The organism is Cereibacter changlensis JA139 (genome assembly GCF_003034985.1).
GTDB lineage: Bacteria > Pseudomonadota > Alphaproteobacteria > Rhodobacterales > Rhodobacteraceae > Cereibacter > Cereibacter changlensis.
The window spans coordinates 15,605-30,937 of the sequence record NZ_PZKG01000005.1; the positions used below are offsets into that span (position 1 = coordinate 15,605).

A 15,333-nucleotide genomic window follows, 5' to 3' on the forward strand; every position below is an offset into this window, starting at 1 on the left:
ATGCATCGCATGAACCGCCATCCACCCGCTTCCACCCACCGACGGAAGCCCTCGCCCGCCGCGTTGCAGGGATGAACCGCCCACAGCGCCCGACCGGGCCGGGCGGCAGCCGCCCCGATCCGGGGCCCTTGGGAGCCTGTCATGCCACCGATCCTCAACCGCTACGCCACGCCCTTCATCACCGGGCTGTTCCTCGTCTCCACCGTCTCCGGCCTCGCGCTGTTCTTCCACATCGGGCCGAGCGGCTTCCACGGCATGCACGAGTGGCTCAGCCTGCTGCTGATCCTGCCCTTCGTCCTGCACCTGTGGAAGAACTGGCGGCCGCTGCTCGGCTATCTCAAGCACCGGCCGATGCTGGTCGCGCTGGCCGCCTCGACCCTCGCCGGCGCCGTCTTCCTGATCCCGACCGGGCAAGAGAGCGCCGGCGGGCCGCCGCAGCTGGTCTTCGCCCATCGCCTGCTCGACAACCCGGTGGCTGATCTGGCGCCGCTGCTCGATCTGACGCCCGAGGCGCTGACCGCCCGGCTCGCCGCCGAGGGGGTGACGCTGGCCAACCCGGCCACCCCGGTGGCCGAGGCCATCCGGACGAGCGGCCTGCCGGAGCGGCAGGTGCTGGCGGCGATGCTGGGGCGCTGAGCGCGCGACTGCGGCGCGTATCACACAGGGCGGAGAGCTCATGCGGCGCAGGGCGGCTGGCGGCTTTGCCATCCGCCCCACCGCTGCTAAGCGCGGGGGACCATGCCACCGCGCCCACCGAGAGGACTCCCCCCGAATGACGCCGCTGCCCCCTTCCTCGCGCCTGCGGCCCGCAGCGCTGACCCTGCCGCTGCTGCTGGCCCTCGCGGCCTGTGGGGGAGGCGGCGGCTCCGAACCCGTGCGGGAGCCGACGCTGGAGAGCTACACCAATGATCATGACAAGCTTAACCGGGTTCGGCTGAACAAGGCGGCCAACCGGGCGGATGACCGCATTCTGGCGCAGTTCGACGACGGCAACCCTGCATCGCCGGCAGGCTACAAGGAGTTGATCGCGGGCCAGGAAAAGATCCTGACCGCCCAGAATCTGACGAAGCGGCTGTTCGTCGAGGTGATCGGCGAGGTCGACACCGCGAACGGTCCGGAGCGGGTCACGCGCATTCTGCGGATCACCGCCGACACAGAGCCGTTCCAGGATATTGCACAGGCTAAGGGAGAGTACTTCTTCCGCGGCGAGAACTACGTATGGGTGTCACTTGATGGCGGGGAAGTGCTTTCCGGCTCCAAGGAGGCTGACGGGCTCGCCTTCATGAGGATCGACTTCGACACGAAGACGATGGACATTCGACTTGAGACCGAGCTTTCTCCTGTCTCGGAGGTCGAGACCAAGCTCACAGCCAGCGGTATTCCTTTCGATGTGAACAGTGGCGCTTTCAGAGGGGATGTCATCCTTCAGGTCAGAGATCCCAAGGTGGACACCAATCTGGAAGCCGCGGGCGAGCTGCTCGGCAATGTCGGCGGCAATCCGGCGTATGTTAATTATGCGCACGGATTGGTCGCATCAGGTCTCTACACCGTTTCCGGCAGGGACAAAGCGACGGGCCGCACGGTCGAGGCGGATGGGGTGTTCTTCGGCGTGCATGAACATCTGCTCGGCACTTCGGGTAATCCCGACTGATGCGCTTCCCTAGCGCCTCCGCGCTGGCGCTGGCCGTCCTCCTGCTGGGACCGCCCGCGCCGGCGGCGGCGGATGCCTTCGACCGGGCGCGGGTCAGCCAGATCGCGCCGTCGGAGCGGCTCAGGCTGTTCGCCTTCGGCAAGCTTTTGGAGAGCGGGCGGGCGCTGCCGGGGACGGTGGCGGCGCTGAAGCAGGACATGGTGCGGCAGGGCTTCTACTACGCCCCCGGCGGCGAGCGGCTGATCGCCTCGCAGCTCTGGGCCGAGCCGGTGCTGAGCCATGACGGCAACATCAACGGCGGCACCCCGAAGGACAGCTTCAGCGCGGGCGGCTTCACCTTCACCGCCGACCCGTCGATCACCGCCAAGGCGGGCGTCGTGGTCGGCGTCTCGGGCGGCGGGCTGGCGCGGCTGGCCTGGGCCGAGGGCCGCTTCGTCGAGGCGGCGGCGGCGGCAGAGACCGTCTGGTCGCCGGAGCACGAGATCGGTCGCAGCAGCGCCCAGCTCCGGCTCTGCGCCCGCAACCATCTCGCGGGCTGGAGCTTCCTCGACCTGTGCCAGAGCGGCGCGGTGCTGGAGCGCGACCTCGGCCGCAGCCATCAGCGCCAGACCGAGGCGACGCTCTCGACGCTGGTCGAGAGCCGTGGGGGCTATCACGAGCTGGCGCTGGGGCTTGCCCGGGTCGAGACCGGGACCGGCAATCAGGAGGTGCTGAGCCTGAGCCTCGACACGGTCTGGGATCGTTTCGCCACCACGGCGGCGCTTTCCTTCTCCAGCCCGATTCCGGAGGAGACGGCGCAGCGGCTGCGGCTGTCGGGCGAGCTGCACTGGCTGGCGCTGGACCGGCGCTGGAGCCTCGGGCTGTGGCAGCAGCGAGCCGATGGCGGCAGCTTCCTCGGCCAGCCGCGCGAGGACCGGGCGACCGGGGTGACGCTGGCGACCGACCTGCGGCCCGGGCTGCGGCTGGAGGCGGGGCTGGTGCGCAACAGCTCGACGGTGGAATTCTTCGACTACGATCAGGTGACGCTGGGGGCCAGCTTCTCCGCCCTCAGGTGGTAGCTACTCCTGCGCCTCGATCACCTGCGAGAGCCGGTCGCGGCCGAAGTCGATCACCGCGCCCATCGCCGCCGCCGCCGCATCGGCGTCGCGGGCGGCGAGCGCCGCCACGATCCGGCCATGCGCATCGGCCACCTCGGCCTGCACTCCGGGATCGGCGGCGGGCGAACTGAGCCGGAAGGAGGAGAGCAGCGCCGCCTCGATCACCGCGCCGACGGAATACATGAAGACATTGCCGGAAGCCTCGAGGATCGCTGTGTGAAAGTCGAGATCCGCCAGCGCGAAGGCCCGGTCGTCGGGGGCCTCGCGCATCGCCTCGACATGGCCCTGCAGCCGCGCCAGATCCTCCGGCCCGGCGTGCAGCGAGGCGAGCCGGGCGGCATGGGGCTCGATCGATAGGCGCATTTCGAACAATTGGTTGAGGAATCCGCTGCCTATGCCGCTGTCCATATGCCAGGTCAGAACATCGGCGTCGAAGAGGTTCCAGTTGCGCCGGGGCGTGACCTTGGTGCCGATCCGGGCGCGGGCGACCAGCAGCCCCTTGGCCGCCAGCGTCTTCATCGCCTCGCGCAGGACGGTGCGCGACACGCCATAGGTCAGCTCCAACTCGTCGTCGCCGGGCAGGAGCGTGCCGGGCAGGAAGCGGCCCTCGACGATGGCGCGGCCCAAGGCCTGCACCACCTGCGCATGGTTGTTGCCCGCCCTGCGGCCACCGAAGCCCTTTTCCAGCAGGCGGGTCATCGCGGACCCAGTCTCAGCAGGGCTTTCTGCAGCAGGATGAACAGGAACAACAGGCCACCGATCACGATCTTGGTCCACCAGCTCGAGAGCGAGCCGTCGAAGACGATGTAGGTCTGGATCAACCCCATGGTCAAGACGCCGATCAGCGTGCCCACCACGTAGCCGCTGCCGCCGCTCAAGAGCGTGCCGCCGATCACCACGGCGGCGATGGCGTTCAGCTCCACCCCCACGGTGGCGAGGGGATAGCCCGCCGAGGTGTAGATGGCGAAGACGATCCCGGCGAGCCCGGCCATGAAGCCGGAGAAGGCATAGATCAGCACGGTGGTCCGGGCGATGGGCACGCCCATCAGCCGCGCCGTCGCCTCGCCGCCGCCGAGCGCCATGACATTGGCGCCGAATCGGGTGCGATGCGCGACGAGGGCGCCGACGAGGACCGAGGCCAGCATGATGCCGGCGATCAGGTGCAGGCGGCCCTTGCCGGGCATCAGCCAATAGGCGCCCTGCAGCGACTTGAAGAACGGATCGTCGATCGGCACGGAGTCGATGCTCAGCACATAGGCGAGGCCGCGGGCAAGGAACATGCCCGCAAGCGTGACGATGAAGGGTGGCATGGCGAGGAGGTGGATCAGCCCGCCCATCGCCGCGCCGAAGCCTGTGGTCAGAGCCAGAAGCAGCGCCAGCACCAGAAGCGGCGGCAGCGCGGTGTCGCGCAGCATCACCGCGATGAACACCCCGGCGAAGGCGATCACCGAGCCGACCGACAGGTCGATCCCGCCCGAGAGGATCACCACCGTCATGCCGATGGCCGCGATTCCGAGATAGGCGTTGTCCGTCAGCAGGTTGCCGACGACTCTTGTCGAAAGCATCGAAGGGAACTGCAGGATGCAGATCGCATAGGCCAGAAGGAAGATCATCGTGGTGGCGAGAAGCGGCAGCAGGCGCGGGTTCATTCGCCGGCCTCCTTCGGTCTTGCCAGCGGCGCACGGCGCGGCAGGGCGAAGACCTGCGCCAGCCGCGGCGACTGCAGCATGAGGATGACGACGACCAGCCCCGCCTTGATGACGAGGTTGAACTCCGACGGGTAACCCGCGAGAAGAATGCCGGTATTTATCGACTGGATGATCATGGCGCCAAGGAGCGAGCCGAGGATCGAGAAGCGCCCCCCGAGCAGGGAGTTGCCGCCGATCACCACGGCGAGGATCGCGTCGAGCTCCAGCCAGAGCCCGGTGTTGTTGGCGTCGGCGCCGCGGATGTCGGCGGTGACGATGAGCCCGGCGATGGCGGCGAAGAGCCCGGCGATCAGGTAGACCGCCACCAGCAGGACGCGGGTGTTCAGCCCGGCGAGGGTGCTCGCGCGCGGGTTCACCCCGACCGCCTCGATCAGCAGGCCGAGCGCGGTCTGGCGCACGATCAGCCCGGTGACGGCGCCGGCGGCGATCCAGATCAGCGCGGGCACCGGCACGCCCAGCAGACTGCCCGAGCCGAGGAAGGCGAGACCCTCGTGCGAGAAGGTCAGGATCGTGCCCTGTGTGACCAGCTGCGCCACGCCGCGCCCGGCGACCATCAGGATCAGCGTGGCGACGATGGGCTGGATGCCGAAAGCCGCCACCAGAAGCCCGTTCCAGATGCCGCAGAGCATGCCCGCGCCGAGCGCCAGCCCCAGCGCCGCGCCAAGGCCGTGACCGCCGACGATGGCCCAGGCCGCGACCGCGCCGCAGATCGCCATGACCGCGCCGACCGAGAGGTCGATGCCGCGCGTGGCGATCACCAGCGTCATGCCGATGGCGAGGAGGGCGACCGGCGCACCGCGCTTCAGGATGTCGATGGGCGCGCCGACCAGCCTGCCGTTGCTGAACTCGACCGACAGGAAGCCGGGGAAGACCAGCGAGATCAGCACGATCACCGCGGCCAGCGTCAGGAGTTGCGGGGCGAGGCGCTTCATGCCGCATCCCCCGCGGCGATGGCGTCGACGATGCGGTCCGCCGTCAGCCCGCCGCCCGCCAGCTCCGCCACATGCCGCCGGTCGCGCAGCACGATCATCCGGTCCGAGACCGCGACAAGCTCCTCCAGCTCCGAGGAGATCACCAGAAGCGACATGCCCTCGGCCACCAGCCGACGGATCAGCCGCAGGATCTCGGCATGGGCGCCGACATCGATGCCGCGCGTCGGCTCGTCGAGGATCAGGAAGCGCGGGTTCATCGCCAGCCAGCGGGCGAGGATCACCTTCTGCTGGTTGCCGCCCGACAGAAGGCCCACCGGCTTTTCCGGGCCGGGGGTGCGGATGTCGAGCTGGCGGATGTAGTCGGTCGCCAGCCGGGTCTGTTCGGCGCGGGGGATCGGTTTCGCCCAGCCGCGGCGGGCCTGCAGCGCCAGCACGATGTTCTCGCGCACGCTGAGATCGGCGATGATGCCGTCGGTCTTGCGATCCTCGGGGGCAAAGCCGAAGCCCGCCGCGATGGCCTCGCGCGGGCTGGCGAGGCTCAGCGGCCGGTCGCCGTCCCGCGCCTCGCCGGTATCGCGGGGCGAAAGGCCGAAGAGCAGCTCGGCGCTCTCGGTGCGGCCCGAGCCGAGCAGCCCGGCCATGCCGATCACCTCGCCCTGCCGCACCTCCAGATCGAAGGGCTCCACCGCGCCACGCCGACCGCAGCCGCGAAAGCTCAGCATGCCGGGCGCGTCGTTCAGCTGCGCGGGGGCATGGGCCGCCTCCTGCGCCGCCAGATCTCGGCCCAGCATCATCGCGATCAGCCGGTGCCGGTCGACCTCGGCCGCTTCGGTCGTGGCGATGAGCCTCCCGTTGCGCAGCACCGTCAGCCGGTCGGAGATGCGGAAGACCTGGTCGAGGAAATGCGAGATGAAGATGATCCCCAGCCCCTTGGCGCGCAGCCGTTCGACCACGCCGAACAGAAGCTCCACCTCGCGCGCGTCGAGGCTGGCTGTCGGCTCGTCGAGGATCAGCACCTTGCCCGACAGCGCCACCGCGCGGGCGATGGCGACGATCTGCTGCACCGCCACCGAATAGCTGCCCAGATCGCGGTTCACGTTGATCGCAAGGCCGTAGCCCGCCAGCATCGCCTCGGCCTCGGCCTTCATGGCGCGGCGGTCGACCAGGCCGAAGCGGCGCGGCTGGCGGCCGAGCGTCAGGTTCTCGGCCACCGTCAGGTTCGCCAGAAGGTTCACCTCCTGATAGACGGTGCCGATCCCCAGCGCCTGCGCCTCCAGCGTACTGGCGGGCGAGATCGGCTGGCCGTGAAGCAGGATCGTGCCGGAGTCGCGCCGCATGGCGCCGGTCAGGCATTTCACCAGCGTCGACTTGCCGGCGCCATTCTCGCCCAGAAGGGCATGGACCTCGCCGGGGCGCAGGTCGAAGTCGATGTCGGTCAGGGCCTTGGTGCCCGGAAAGCCCTTGTTCAGGCCCCGGGCCGACAGGATCGGAGAAGCATCCACAGGCAGCGCTTTCGATGGGGAAGAGAGCCGCCGGACCGGCGCACCGGCCCGGCGTTGTGCTGAGGGCGGGGGACAGAGGGGGCGGGTTGCCCGCCCCCCGGCGATCAGTAGCCCAGATCCTTGCGCTGCTCGTAGACCGCCTGCGGATCGTCGGCCTGGGTGTAGAGCTTGGACTCGGTCTGGATGAACTTCTCGGGCATGGTGCCGTCCTTCCAGTAGGCCGCCAGTGCGTCGAAGGCGGGGCCAGCCATGTTAGGCGTCAGTTCCACCGTGGCGTTGGCCTCGCCCGCCGCCATGGCGAGGAAGATGTCGGGCACGGCGTCGATCGAGACCACCTTGATGTCGGTCCCCGGCTTCAGCCCGGCCTCCTTGATCGCCTGGATCGCGCCCACCGCCATGTCGTCGTTATGGGCGTAGAGCGCGCAGATGTCCTTGCCGCCGTTCTCGGCCTGCAGGAAGCTCTCCATCACCTCCTTGCCGCGGGCGCGGGTGAAATCGCCGGTCTGGCTGCGGACGATCTCGATGTTGTCGGCCCCGGCGATGCCCTCCTCGAAACCCTTCTTGCGGTCGATGGCGGGGGAGGAGCCGGTGGTGCCCTGCAGTTCGACGACGCGGCACTCGGCGCCGGCCACCTCGTCCACCAGCCATCTGCCGGCAACGCGGCCCTCCTCCACGAGGTCAGAGCCGACGGCGGTCAGGTAGAGCTCCTTGTCGCTGTCCACCATCCGGTCGAGCAGCACCACCGGGATCTCGGCCTCCTTGGCCTCTTCCAGCACCGCATCCCAGCCGGTCGCCACCACCGGCGCCACCAGGATGGCGTCGACGCCCTGCGCGATGAACGAGCGCAGCGCCGCGATCTGGTTCTCCTGCTTCTGCTGGGCATCCGAGAACTTCAGGTCGATGCCGCGTTCTTCGGCCTGTTGGCGGGTCACGGTAGTCTCGGCGGCGCGCCAGCCCGATTCCGATCCGATCTGCGAAAATCCGACGGTCTGCGCCGCCGCGAGACCCGCGGTCAGCGTGAGCGCGGTGCTGCCCGCGATCAGTGTCTTGGTAAGCATTGATGTTCCTCCCTGACGCTGCCCTCCACAGCAGCCTGGAAAGAAAATCATATAATATTACTTTTGGGAAGGCATTCCTTGGGCGCAATCCAGCGTCCCGACCATCTCCTGCCAGAGGGCGAGGCTGGCCGGTCGGGCGTCGATCTGCAGGATCAGCCGCCCCGACCCATCCAGCGCCTGCAGCGTGGGCGCGGCGCTCTGCCCGGTGAGCCAGACCTGCGCCAGATGGTCGGTGCGCAGATGCAGGTTGAAGCGCGGGTCCATCACGTTGATCCAGTAGCCCGCCGGCAGGATGCTCAGCACCGGCCCGCTGTAGATCTGGGTGCAGCCCGGATTGCCGACGGCGATCCTGAGCCCGATGCCGCGCGCCGCCGACTGTTCCAGCAGATGCGTCACCGCCTCGGGGGACAGCCGCCGCAGCTTCAGGCGGGGGACCACCGCAGGCTCCGGCGCGCGGGGCGCGAGGGGCAGGTGGTCGGACTGGTCGGCCAGACGCAGGCTCTCGACCAGCCGCCCGAAGGCCGCAACGTCGCTCTCCTCGGTCAGGTGGATCTTGTGCACCGCGTCGCCCGCCGCGTCGAAGATCTGCAGCGAGCGCTTCGTCGCCTTGGCCGTCGGCTCGGTGACGGCGAAGCCATGCACCCAATGGGCGGGGGCGAGGTGCAGCTCGATCTCCGGCCCGTAGAGCCGGGCGGCCTTTGGGTCGTAGCCCTCGAACCGGCCGTGCCGCTCCTCGACCGCCGAGCCGTTGCGGGTCAGCGCCAGCGCCTCGCCCAAACCCGCGGCCAGGGGCAGCAGCCGGTCGGGGGCGGCGGCGATCCGAACCACCTGCGGCCCGGCGAAGGCGGCGACCAGCGCGGCTTCGGCGATGCCCAGCCCCTCGGCGAAGTCGCGCGGGCGGGTGCGGGGCGCCCGGGCGCGGGCCTGGCGGATGTCGTCGGGGGTCATGGCTGCACTCCTCTTCGGCCTCGGCGCCTGAGTGCCACGGATCGGCGCCGGAGGGCATGCCGCATACTGCCGCTGCCGCAGACCACGGGGCTTCGGATCCGGTCGGAACCAGACCGCCGCCTCGCGGGTTGCCAAGGGATATCGCCATCCCTGAGGAGGAGCATCGTGACCCGCAGCGTCCCGCTGACACCGCCACCCTGCGCAGGGACCAGCGCATGATCCCGCAACTGGCCGGGCTCTATTGCGGCCCCGCAGCCGTGCCTGCCGGGCTCTGGCAACAGTGGAACCTCGACCCGCCGTTGCTCGCGGCGCTGGCGCTGATGGCGCTGGCCTTGCGCCGCTCGCCCGCCGGGCTGGCGGGTGTAGCCGTGCTGGCCGTCGCCTTCGTCTCGCCGCTCTGCGCTCTCTCCGCCGCGCTGTTCTCGGCGCGGGTGGTGCATCACGTGCTGCTGCTGGCGGTCGCTGCGCCACTGCTGGCCCTGGCGCTGCCGGGGCGGCGGGGCGGGCTGGGGCTGCCCTTCGCGCTTTCCACCGCCGTGCTCTGGCTCTGGCACCTGCCGCAGGCCTATGACGCGGCGATGGCGAATTATGCGGTTTACTGGCTGATGCAGGCGACGTTGCTCGGTTCGGCGCTGCTGTTCTGGCGCGCGGTCTTCGCCGCCGGGCAGGAGGGGGCCGCGCTGCTGGCGCTGCTGGCCGCCTATGTGCAGATGGCGCTTCTGGGCGCTCTGCTGACCTTCGCGCCCGAGGGGCTCTACGCGATCCACGCCACGGCGCCGATGGCCTGGGGGATGACCGCTCTGGCCGACCAGCAGCTCGGCGGGCTGATCATGTGGGTGCCGGCCGGGCTGCCCTATGCGCTCTGGGGCGGCTGGCTGGCGCGGCGCGCCTGGCGGCAGATCGGCTCTGCCCATGTGGTATGAGGCGGTCGTCCCGCATCTGAAGGCGCTGCACATCGGCATGCTGCTGATCTGGTGCGCCGGGCTCTTCGCGCTGCCGCTGATGCTGGGGCGGCACGACCCCGCGCTGGGGCAGAGCGACTACAGCCGCATCCGCCGGGCCACGCATCACAGCTACACCTACGTCGTCACCCCGGCGGCGGTCCTCTCCATCGCCTCGGGCGCGGCGCTGATCTTCGCGCGCGAGCTCTTCGACCTCTGGCTCTTCGCCAAGCTGGTCGGGGTCGCCGGGCTGGTGACCTTCCACGCCTGGGTCGGCGCGACGCTGGTGCGGGTCGCCGAGACAGAGGGCACGCATACGCCGCCCTCGCCGCTGGTGCCGACGCTGCTGCTCATGCTGCCCATTACCGCAATCCTGACGCTGGTCCTCGCCAAGCCGGAGCTTGGCGAGATCGTCATGCCGGAGTGGCTGACGACGCCGCGGGGCATTCAATTGCCCTTCGACGTGCCCAGCCGATAGTCGAAGACGAGTTTCCCGCCATGCCAGCCCGTGACCGAGACCACCAGAACCGCGAAGCCCGACAGCAGGATGCCGTAGGGCAGCACCGCTGTTTCGTAGCCGTTCAGACGATAGCCCCAGTTGCTGCCGAGAATGGCGAGCAACAGCACCGCGATGACGAAATGCGTCCAGGCCGCGGCGCGGGCGCGGATGCCCGGCACCATCAGCAGCTCCGCCGTGCCGGTCAGCCCGGCGGCGAGGCCGAAGAGGAAGGCCGTGCCCGCCGCCCAGACCGCAGCGCGGGCCCAGAAGGCGTCGCCGGTCAGCCAGTAGAGCGCGTCGGCCCCGAGGGTGCAGAAGGTCAGCGCCACCGGGAAGGCCACGGTCATGGCATGGGCCGGGTGGCCCCAGATGCCGATCCTCGACTCGGTCTCGTCGAAATGCGGGTCGGCGCTGATCGGGTCGACCAGCCCCTCGTCGTCCTTGGTCTCGATCTCTTCGGGCATCGGTTCCTCCGGCTTGGGGTTCTGGTGCCAACGCCGTTCCTGCTGGCTGGTTGCGAAAAAACTCTGTCGACCGTGCATCCGGCCGGTCCGGCGGCGCAGCACATCGCCACGCTGTGGTGGGTGATGCTGGCCGGGGCGGTGGCGATCTTCGTCTTCACCATGCTGCTGCTGGCGCTGGCCTTCCGCAAGCGCCGCGACGAAGAGCGGGCGGAGCAGGGGCGCGAGGGGCTCTGGCTGGCCGGGCTGGGGCTGGCCTTCCCGCTCACCGTGCTGGGCGCGCTTCTGGTCTACGGGCTGGTGATCGGCGAGCGGCTGATGCCGCGCGACCATCCCGACCGGGTGACGGTCAGCGCCGAGGCGCGGCAGTGGGAGTGGCGCTTCGGCTATGCCGACCGCCCCGGACACGCAACGACCGGCCTGCTGCACATCCCCGCCGGCCAGCCGGTCGATGTGGAGATCACCAGCGTCGACGTGATCCACGGCTTCTGGGTGCCGCGGCTCGCCGGCAAGCTGGATGCGATCCCGGGCCATGTGAACATCCTGCGGATCGAGGCCTGGGAGCCGGGTGACTATGCCGGGGTCAGCGGCGAGTTCAGCGGCGCCGGCTACCGCGAACACCGTTTCACCGTCCGCGCGCATGACGCCGCGGGCTGGACCGCTTTTCTGGAAGGCACCGAATGACCGCACTGCGCCGCCACCGCGCCCTGACCAAGATCTGGGCCTCCGAATCCGGCTGGCGCCGCTGGTTCAGCACGGTGAACCACAGCGACCTCGGGCTGATGTTCATGTGCGTCTCGGTGTTCCATTTCCTGGTCGCCGGGGTGCTGGCCATGCTGATCCGGGCGCAGCTGGCCTCGCCGCGCTCGGCCTTCATGGGGGCGGATGTCTACAACCAGGTCTTCACGATGCATGGCACGCTCATGATGTTCCTGTTCGCCATCCCGATGTTCGAGGGGCTGACGATCTACCTTTTGCCCAAGCTGCTCGGCAGCCGCGACCTCGCCTTCCCGCGGCTCACCGCCTATGGGTTCTGGTGCTATGTCTTCGGCGGCTCGATGCTGATCTTCGCGCTTATCGCGGGCATCGCGCCCGACAGCGGCTGGTTCATGTATCCGCCGCTGTCCTCGACCTTGGGCTCGCCCGGGATCAACCCGGATTTCTGGCTGATCGGCATCACCTTCGTCGAGATCTCGGCGATTTCGGCAGCGGTCGAGATCGTGGTCACCGTGCTGCGCTACCGCGCGCCGGGGATGACGCTGGCGAAGATGCCGATCTATGCTTGGTACGCGCTGATCACCGCGATGATGATCCTGACGGGCTTTCCGCCGCTGATCCTCGGCTCGATCCTCTTGGAGCTGGAGCGCGCCTTCGGCCTGCCGTTCTTCCAGGTCGCGGAGGGCGGCGACAGCCTGCTGTGGCAGCACCTGTTCTGGCTCTTCGGCCATCCGGAGGTCTACATCATCTTCCTGCCGGCGGCGGGCGTCATCTCCACCATCCTGCCGGTGATGGCCCGCACCACGCTCCTTGGCTACGGCTGGATCGTCGCCGCCGCCGCCTCGCTCGGGGTGCTGAGCTTCGGGCTCTGGGTGCATCACATGTTCACCACCGGCATCCCGCATCTGAGCCTCGCCTTCTTCTCGGCGGCCTCGACGCTGGTCGCGGTGCCGACGGCGGTGCAGATCTTCGCCTGGATCGGCACGCTGACCAAGGGCCGGCCCGAGCTGCACATGCCGCTGCGCTGGATCCTCGCCTTCTTCGCCACCTTCGTGATCGGCGGGCTGACCGGGGTGATGGTGGCGGTGGTGCCCTTCGACTGGCAGGCGCATGACACGCATTTCATCGTCGCCCACCTGCATTACGTGCTGGTCGGCGGCTTCGTATTCCCGATGCTGGCGGCGCTCTACTACTGGCTGCCGCATATCACCGGGCGCAAGCAGTTCTTCCGGCTGGGCGAGACCGCCTTCTGGCTGGTGACGCTGGGCTTCCACGTCACCTTCCTGGCGATGCACTGGGTCGGGCTCCTGGGCCAGCGGCGGCGCACCGAGACCTACGACCCGGGGCAGGGCTGGGAGGCGATCAACCTGATCTCCTCGATCGGCGGGTTCGTCATGGCGATCGGCTTCGCGCTGGTGATCGTCGACGTGGTGGTGAATGCCGCCGTGGCGATCCGCGGTCGGCGCAACCCCTGGCGGGCCGGCACGATGGAATGGGCGATGCCGACCCCGGCGCCGGCCTACAACTTCGCCAGCCTGATGCCGGTCGACAGCCGCGAGCCGCTGCATGCCGATTCCTCGCTGCCGCTGCGCATGGCGCGGGGCGAGGGCTATCTGGGCGAGGCGCGGAACGGGCTGCGCGAGACGCTGGCGGTGGCGATCTCCACCGGCCGACCGGAGTATCTGGTGATCCTGCCGGGCAACACCATGCTGCCGATCTCGATGGCCTTCGTCACCGGCTTCTTCTTCCTCGGGCTGCTGATCAAGGTCTACTGGTTGGTGCCGCTCGCCGCGGTCGGCGTCATCGCCCTGGCGCTGCGTTGGGTCTGGGGATTGGGGTCGCGGCAGGACCAGGGACCGCAGGAGGTCGGCCGGGGCCTGTCGCTGCCGCCTGTCTCCGAGGTGGCCGATCCGCCGGGCTGGTGGGGCATGCTGTTCCTGCTGCTGGCCGACGCCACGCTGTTCGGGTCGCTGCTGTTCGGCTATGCCTTCCTCTGGACCGTCGCGCCGAACTGGCCGCCGCCCGCTTGGATGCAGCCGGACCCGGCGCTGCTGGCGATCGCCGCCGCCGCCGTGCTGGGGCCGCTGGGTCTTCGGCTGGCGCAGGGCGCGCTGGCGCGGGGCCGGGGGCTCGGAGCCGGGCTCGGGCTCGCCGCCCTGGGGCTCATCGCGGCGCTGCTGGCCGCGGGGCTGGTGCTGCTGCATCTGCCAGCTCCGCAGACCCATGCCTATGACGCGACGGTCTGGGTGCTGATGGGCTACAGCCTCGTGCATTGCGGCGTCGGCCTGCTGATGACCGGCCAGATGGCGGCGCGCCGGGTAGCCGGCTTCCTGTCACCGGCCCGCCGGGGCGAGCTGCGCATCGTGCAGCTCTGGGTCGACTATGCCACGCTGACCGCGCTGCTGAGCCTCGCCGCCGCGGTGCTGCCCGGAGTCCTGTCATGAGAGATCTCTTGCGCCTGTCCGTGCCCCTGACCCTCTGGCTGGCGCTGTTCAGCCTGATCTACGGGCTGCACGCCACGCTCTGCGCCACCGGGGCCGAGGGCGCGCTGGCCCGCGCCATGCTCGCCGCGGTCTGGGGGATCGGGGTGGCGCTGCAGCTCGGCATGCTGCTGGCGCTGCGCAGCCCGCGCTTCGGCGCGCTGTCGCCGACGATCCGCCAGGCCAGCGTGGCCTTGGCCGCGACCGCGCTCTTCGCCACGGTCTGGAGCCTGTTCCCGGCGTTGATCCTGCCGCTCTGCTAGGGACGCCCGGTGATCCAGGCGAAAAGCCGGGCCATCAGGCCGGGGCGTGGCGGGGCGAGGGGCCTGCCCATGATCTCGGCCATCTCCTCGCTGGTCAGCAGCCGCGTGGCCGGGCGGCGCTGGCCGGCGCCATAGGTGACGCGGGTCTCGACGGGACGTTTCTCGGGATTCGCGATGACATCACCCATTCACTGCGGAAGGCGGATCCCGTCCCGGGACCCTCCGCTCGGGGCCCGGCTGCATTCACGAATGTTAATCCGCATCGGCCCGCCGGACAACATGCCGCAAAGTCAGGCTCCGGGTTTCACCGCGGTCAGGATGAACCGGGCATAGACCCGGGTCCGCAGCCGGTTGCGCAGGCCCGCCCCTTGCCGTTGCGCCGCGGCGATCGGCGCATGCGAGTGGATGCCGATGTCGCGGAACCCCGCCGCCGCCAGCATCGGGACCAGCCGCGCCGGGGTCAGCCCGGCGCCGAAGGGCAGGCGGCGCATGATCCCGGCATGGCGCTCACCCATCGCCCCGTCATAGGCGGCGTCGGGGCCGATCAGCCGGTCGATCTGCCGCACGGCCCAGGCGGCCAGCACGCCCTTGGGCCGCGCCCAATCGCCGTCATAGACCAGGAGCCGCCCGCCGGGCCGCAGGATGCGCAGCCAGTCCTCGAAGGCACCCGCCGGATCGGTGAGGGTCCAGACCAGATGGCGGCAGAGGATCGCGTCGTAGGCGGCGTCCGGCTCCATCGTCCGTCCGGCGTCGGCCAAAAGGAAGCGCAGCCGCGGCTTTCCGGCATGCTTGGCCCGCGCCACCGCCAGCATGGCTTCGGAGAAATCCAGCGCGGTGACATCGTGGCCGACGTCATGCACCAGCCGCGTCACCTCGCCGGTGCCGCAGGCCAGCTCCAGCACCCGCAGCGGCGCGGGGCCGAGGTGGTCGCGCATCGGCTGCTGCCAGGCCCGCGCCTCCGGCCCCTCGGGGATGCGGTGGCCGAAGGCCAGGTCGAAGGTCGCCGACCGGTCCGACCAGTAGTCGCGGATATCCTCGCGCAGGTCGCGGTTCGGCGGAACGGCGGTCATGGCGG

General features: G+C 69.8%; 17 protein-coding genes. 8 read left to right on the forward strand and 9 right to left on the reverse strand.

What is annotated here, in order from left to right; genetic code table 11:
• The first annotated feature begins 141 nt into the window (after positions 1-141).
• The 3 genes from C5F48_RS02030 to C5F48_RS02040 all read left to right on the forward strand — a co-directional run bounded on the left by C5F48_RS02030 (position 142) and on the right by C5F48_RS02040 (position 2,709).
• Positions 142-636 (forward strand): DUF4405 domain-containing protein, encoded by a 495-nt coding sequence (locus C5F48_RS02030; protein WP_107662238.1) that lies wholly within the window; start codon positions 142-144, stop codon positions 634-636.
• Positions 637-772: 136 nt separating this feature from the next.
• Positions 773-1,651, forward strand: a complete 879-nt coding sequence (locus tag C5F48_RS02035; RefSeq protein ID WP_107662239.1) for a hypothetical protein — start codon at positions 773-775, stop codon at positions 1,649-1,651.
• Entirely contained in the window at positions 1,651-2,709 is a 1,059-nt protein-coding gene (locus C5F48_RS02040; RefSeq protein ID WP_107662240.1) for a hypothetical protein, read from the forward strand. The genes C5F48_RS02035 and C5F48_RS02040 overlap by 1 nt, the downstream gene beginning before the upstream one ends.
• On the opposite strand, the gene C5F48_RS02045 is transcribed toward C5F48_RS02040, so the two are convergent.
• The 6 genes from C5F48_RS02045 to C5F48_RS02070 all read right to left on the reverse strand — a co-directional run bounded on the left by C5F48_RS02045 (position 2,710) and on the right by C5F48_RS02070 (position 8,897).
• Positions 2,710-3,447 (reverse strand): FadR/GntR family transcriptional regulator, encoded by a 738-nt coding sequence (locus tag C5F48_RS02045; protein ID WP_107662241.1) that lies wholly within the window; start codon positions 3,445-3,447, stop codon positions 2,710-2,712.
• Positions 3,444-4,397 carry a galactofuranose ABC transporter, permease protein YjfF gene (gene yjfF, locus C5F48_RS02050; protein WP_107662242.1) on the reverse strand — a complete coding sequence of 318 codons (954 nt, stop codon included), beginning with the start codon at positions 4,395-4,397 and terminating at the stop codon, positions 3,444-3,446. The genes C5F48_RS02045 and yjfF overlap by 4 nt, the downstream gene beginning before the upstream one ends.
• Positions 4,394-5,389 (reverse strand): ABC transporter permease, encoded by a 996-nt coding sequence (locus C5F48_RS02055; protein WP_107662243.1) that lies wholly within the window; start codon positions 5,387-5,389, stop codon positions 4,394-4,396. Before C5F48_RS02055 ends, yjfF begins: the two co-directional genes overlap by 4 nt.
• On the reverse strand, positions 5,386-6,891 hold the full coding sequence (locus C5F48_RS02060) for a sugar ABC transporter ATP-binding protein (RefSeq protein WP_245941478.1): 1,506 nt from the start codon (positions 6,889-6,891) through the stop codon (positions 5,386-5,388). Before C5F48_RS02060 ends, C5F48_RS02055 begins: the two co-directional genes overlap by 4 nt.
• A gap of 104 nt (positions 6,892-6,995) precedes the next feature.
• On the reverse strand, positions 6,996-7,949 hold the full coding sequence (ytfQ, locus tag C5F48_RS02065; protein WP_107662245.1) for a galactofuranose ABC transporter, galactofuranose-binding protein YtfQ: 954 nt from the start codon (positions 7,947-7,949) through the stop codon (positions 6,996-6,998).
• 57 nt (positions 7,950-8,006) lie between these two features.
• A complete protein-coding gene (locus C5F48_RS02070) occupies positions 8,007-8,897 on the reverse strand; it encodes a ChuX/HutX family heme-like substrate-binding protein (protein WP_107662246.1) in 891 nt (296 codons plus the stop codon).
• Positions 8,898-9,112: 215 nt separating this feature from the next.
• Between C5F48_RS02070 and C5F48_RS02075 the strand changes: the two genes are divergently transcribed.
• A complete protein-coding gene (locus tag C5F48_RS02075; RefSeq protein ID WP_107662247.1) occupies positions 9,113-9,820 on the forward strand; it encodes a cytochrome c oxidase assembly protein in 708 nt (235 codons plus the stop codon).
• Positions 9,810-10,316: a CopD family protein gene (locus tag C5F48_RS02080; RefSeq protein WP_107662248.1), complete on the forward strand. Its 507-nt coding sequence runs from the start codon at positions 9,810-9,812 to the stop codon at positions 10,314-10,316. The genes C5F48_RS02075 and C5F48_RS02080 overlap by 11 nt, the downstream gene beginning before the upstream one ends.
• Here C5F48_RS02080 and C5F48_RS02085 read toward each other — a convergent pair.
• Complete coding sequence (locus C5F48_RS02085) at positions 10,286-10,801, reverse strand: DUF2231 domain-containing protein (protein WP_107662249.1); 516 nt, start codon at positions 10,799-10,801, stop codon at positions 10,286-10,288. The two genes, C5F48_RS02080 and C5F48_RS02085, sit on opposite strands and share 31 nt — an antisense overlap.
• On the opposite strand from C5F48_RS02085, the gene C5F48_RS02090 reads away from it, so the two are divergent.
• Genes C5F48_RS02090 through C5F48_RS02100 form a run of 3 tightly spaced genes read left to right on the forward strand, consistent with a single transcriptional unit; the run spans position 10,736 to position 14,258 of the window.
• Positions 10,736-11,482 (forward strand): cytochrome c oxidase subunit II, encoded by a 747-nt coding sequence (locus tag C5F48_RS02090; RefSeq protein ID WP_107662250.1) that lies wholly within the window; start codon positions 10,736-10,738, stop codon positions 11,480-11,482. The two genes, C5F48_RS02085 and C5F48_RS02090, sit on opposite strands and share 66 nt — an antisense overlap.
• Positions 11,479-13,959, forward strand: a complete 2,481-nt coding sequence (gene ctaD / locus C5F48_RS02095; protein WP_107662251.1) for a cytochrome c oxidase subunit I — start codon at positions 11,479-11,481, stop codon at positions 13,957-13,959. Before C5F48_RS02090 ends, ctaD begins: the two co-directional genes overlap by 4 nt.
• Complete coding sequence (locus C5F48_RS02100; RefSeq protein ID WP_107662252.1) at positions 13,956-14,258, forward strand: hypothetical protein; 303 nt, start codon at positions 13,956-13,958, stop codon at positions 14,256-14,258. Before ctaD ends, C5F48_RS02100 begins: the two co-directional genes overlap by 4 nt.
• Here the strand turns inward: C5F48_RS02100 and C5F48_RS02105 are convergent.
• Positions 14,255-14,446 carry a hypothetical protein gene (locus C5F48_RS02105; protein WP_107662253.1) on the reverse strand — a complete coding sequence of 64 codons (192 nt, stop codon included), beginning with the start codon at positions 14,444-14,446 and terminating at the stop codon, positions 14,255-14,257. The two genes, C5F48_RS02100 and C5F48_RS02105, sit on opposite strands and share 4 nt — an antisense overlap.
• 102 nt (positions 14,447-14,548) lie before the next feature.
• Entirely contained in the window at positions 14,549-15,328 is a 780-nt protein-coding gene (locus C5F48_RS02110; protein ID WP_107662254.1) for a class I SAM-dependent methyltransferase, read from the reverse strand.
• Positions 15,329-15,333 lie beyond the last annotated feature (5 nt).

Bases quoted from the DNA above. Each gene is read 5' to 3' on its own strand.
- C5F48_RS02030 (WP_107662238.1), top strand. From the start codon at position 142: ATGCCACCGATCCTCAACCGCTACGCCACGCCCTTCATCACCGGGCTG.
- C5F48_RS02035 (WP_107662239.1), top strand. From the start codon at position 773: ATGACGCCGCTGCCCCCTTCCTCGCGCCTGCGGCCCGCAGCGCTGACC.
- C5F48_RS02040 (WP_107662240.1), top strand. From the start codon at position 1,651: ATGCGCTTCCCTAGCGCCTCCGCGCTGGCGCTGGCCGTCCTCCTGCTG.
- C5F48_RS02045 (WP_107662241.1), bottom strand. From the start codon at position 3,447: ATGACCCGCCTGCTGGAAAAGGGCTTCGGTGGCCGCAGGGCGGGCAAC.
- yjfF (WP_107662242.1), bottom strand. From the start codon at position 4,397: ATGAACCCGCGCCTGCTGCCGCTTCTCGCCACCACGATGATCTTCCTT.
- C5F48_RS02055 (WP_107662243.1), bottom strand. From the start codon at position 5,389: ATGAAGCGCCTCGCCCCGCAACTCCTGACGCTGGCCGCGGTGATCGTG.
- ytfQ (WP_107662245.1), bottom strand. From the start codon at position 7,949: ATGCTTACCAAGACACTGATCGCGGGCAGCACCGCGCTCACGCTGACC.
- C5F48_RS02070 (WP_107662246.1), bottom strand. From the start codon at position 8,897: ATGACCCCCGACGACATCCGCCAGGCCCGCGCCCGGGCGCCCCGCACC.
- C5F48_RS02075 (WP_107662247.1), top strand. From the start codon at position 9,113: ATGATCCCGCAACTGGCCGGGCTCTATTGCGGCCCCGCAGCCGTGCCT.
- C5F48_RS02080 (WP_107662248.1), top strand. From the start codon at position 9,810: ATGTGGTATGAGGCGGTCGTCCCGCATCTGAAGGCGCTGCACATCGGC.
- C5F48_RS02090 (WP_107662250.1), top strand. From the start codon at position 10,736: ATGCGGGTCGGCGCTGATCGGGTCGACCAGCCCCTCGTCGTCCTTGGT.
- C5F48_RS02085 (WP_107662249.1), bottom strand. From the start codon at position 10,801: ATGCCCGAAGAGATCGAGACCAAGGACGACGAGGGGCTGGTCGACCCG.
- ctaD (WP_107662251.1), top strand. From the start codon at position 11,479: ATGACCGCACTGCGCCGCCACCGCGCCCTGACCAAGATCTGGGCCTCC.
- C5F48_RS02100 (WP_107662252.1), top strand. From the start codon at position 13,956: ATGAGAGATCTCTTGCGCCTGTCCGTGCCCCTGACCCTCTGGCTGGCG.
- C5F48_RS02105 (WP_107662253.1), bottom strand. From the start codon at position 14,446: ATGGGTGATGTCATCGCGAATCCCGAGAAACGTCCCGTCGAGACCCGC.
- C5F48_RS02110 (WP_107662254.1), bottom strand. From the start codon at position 15,328: ATGACCGCCGTTCCGCCGAACCGCGACCTGCGCGAGGATATCCGCGAC.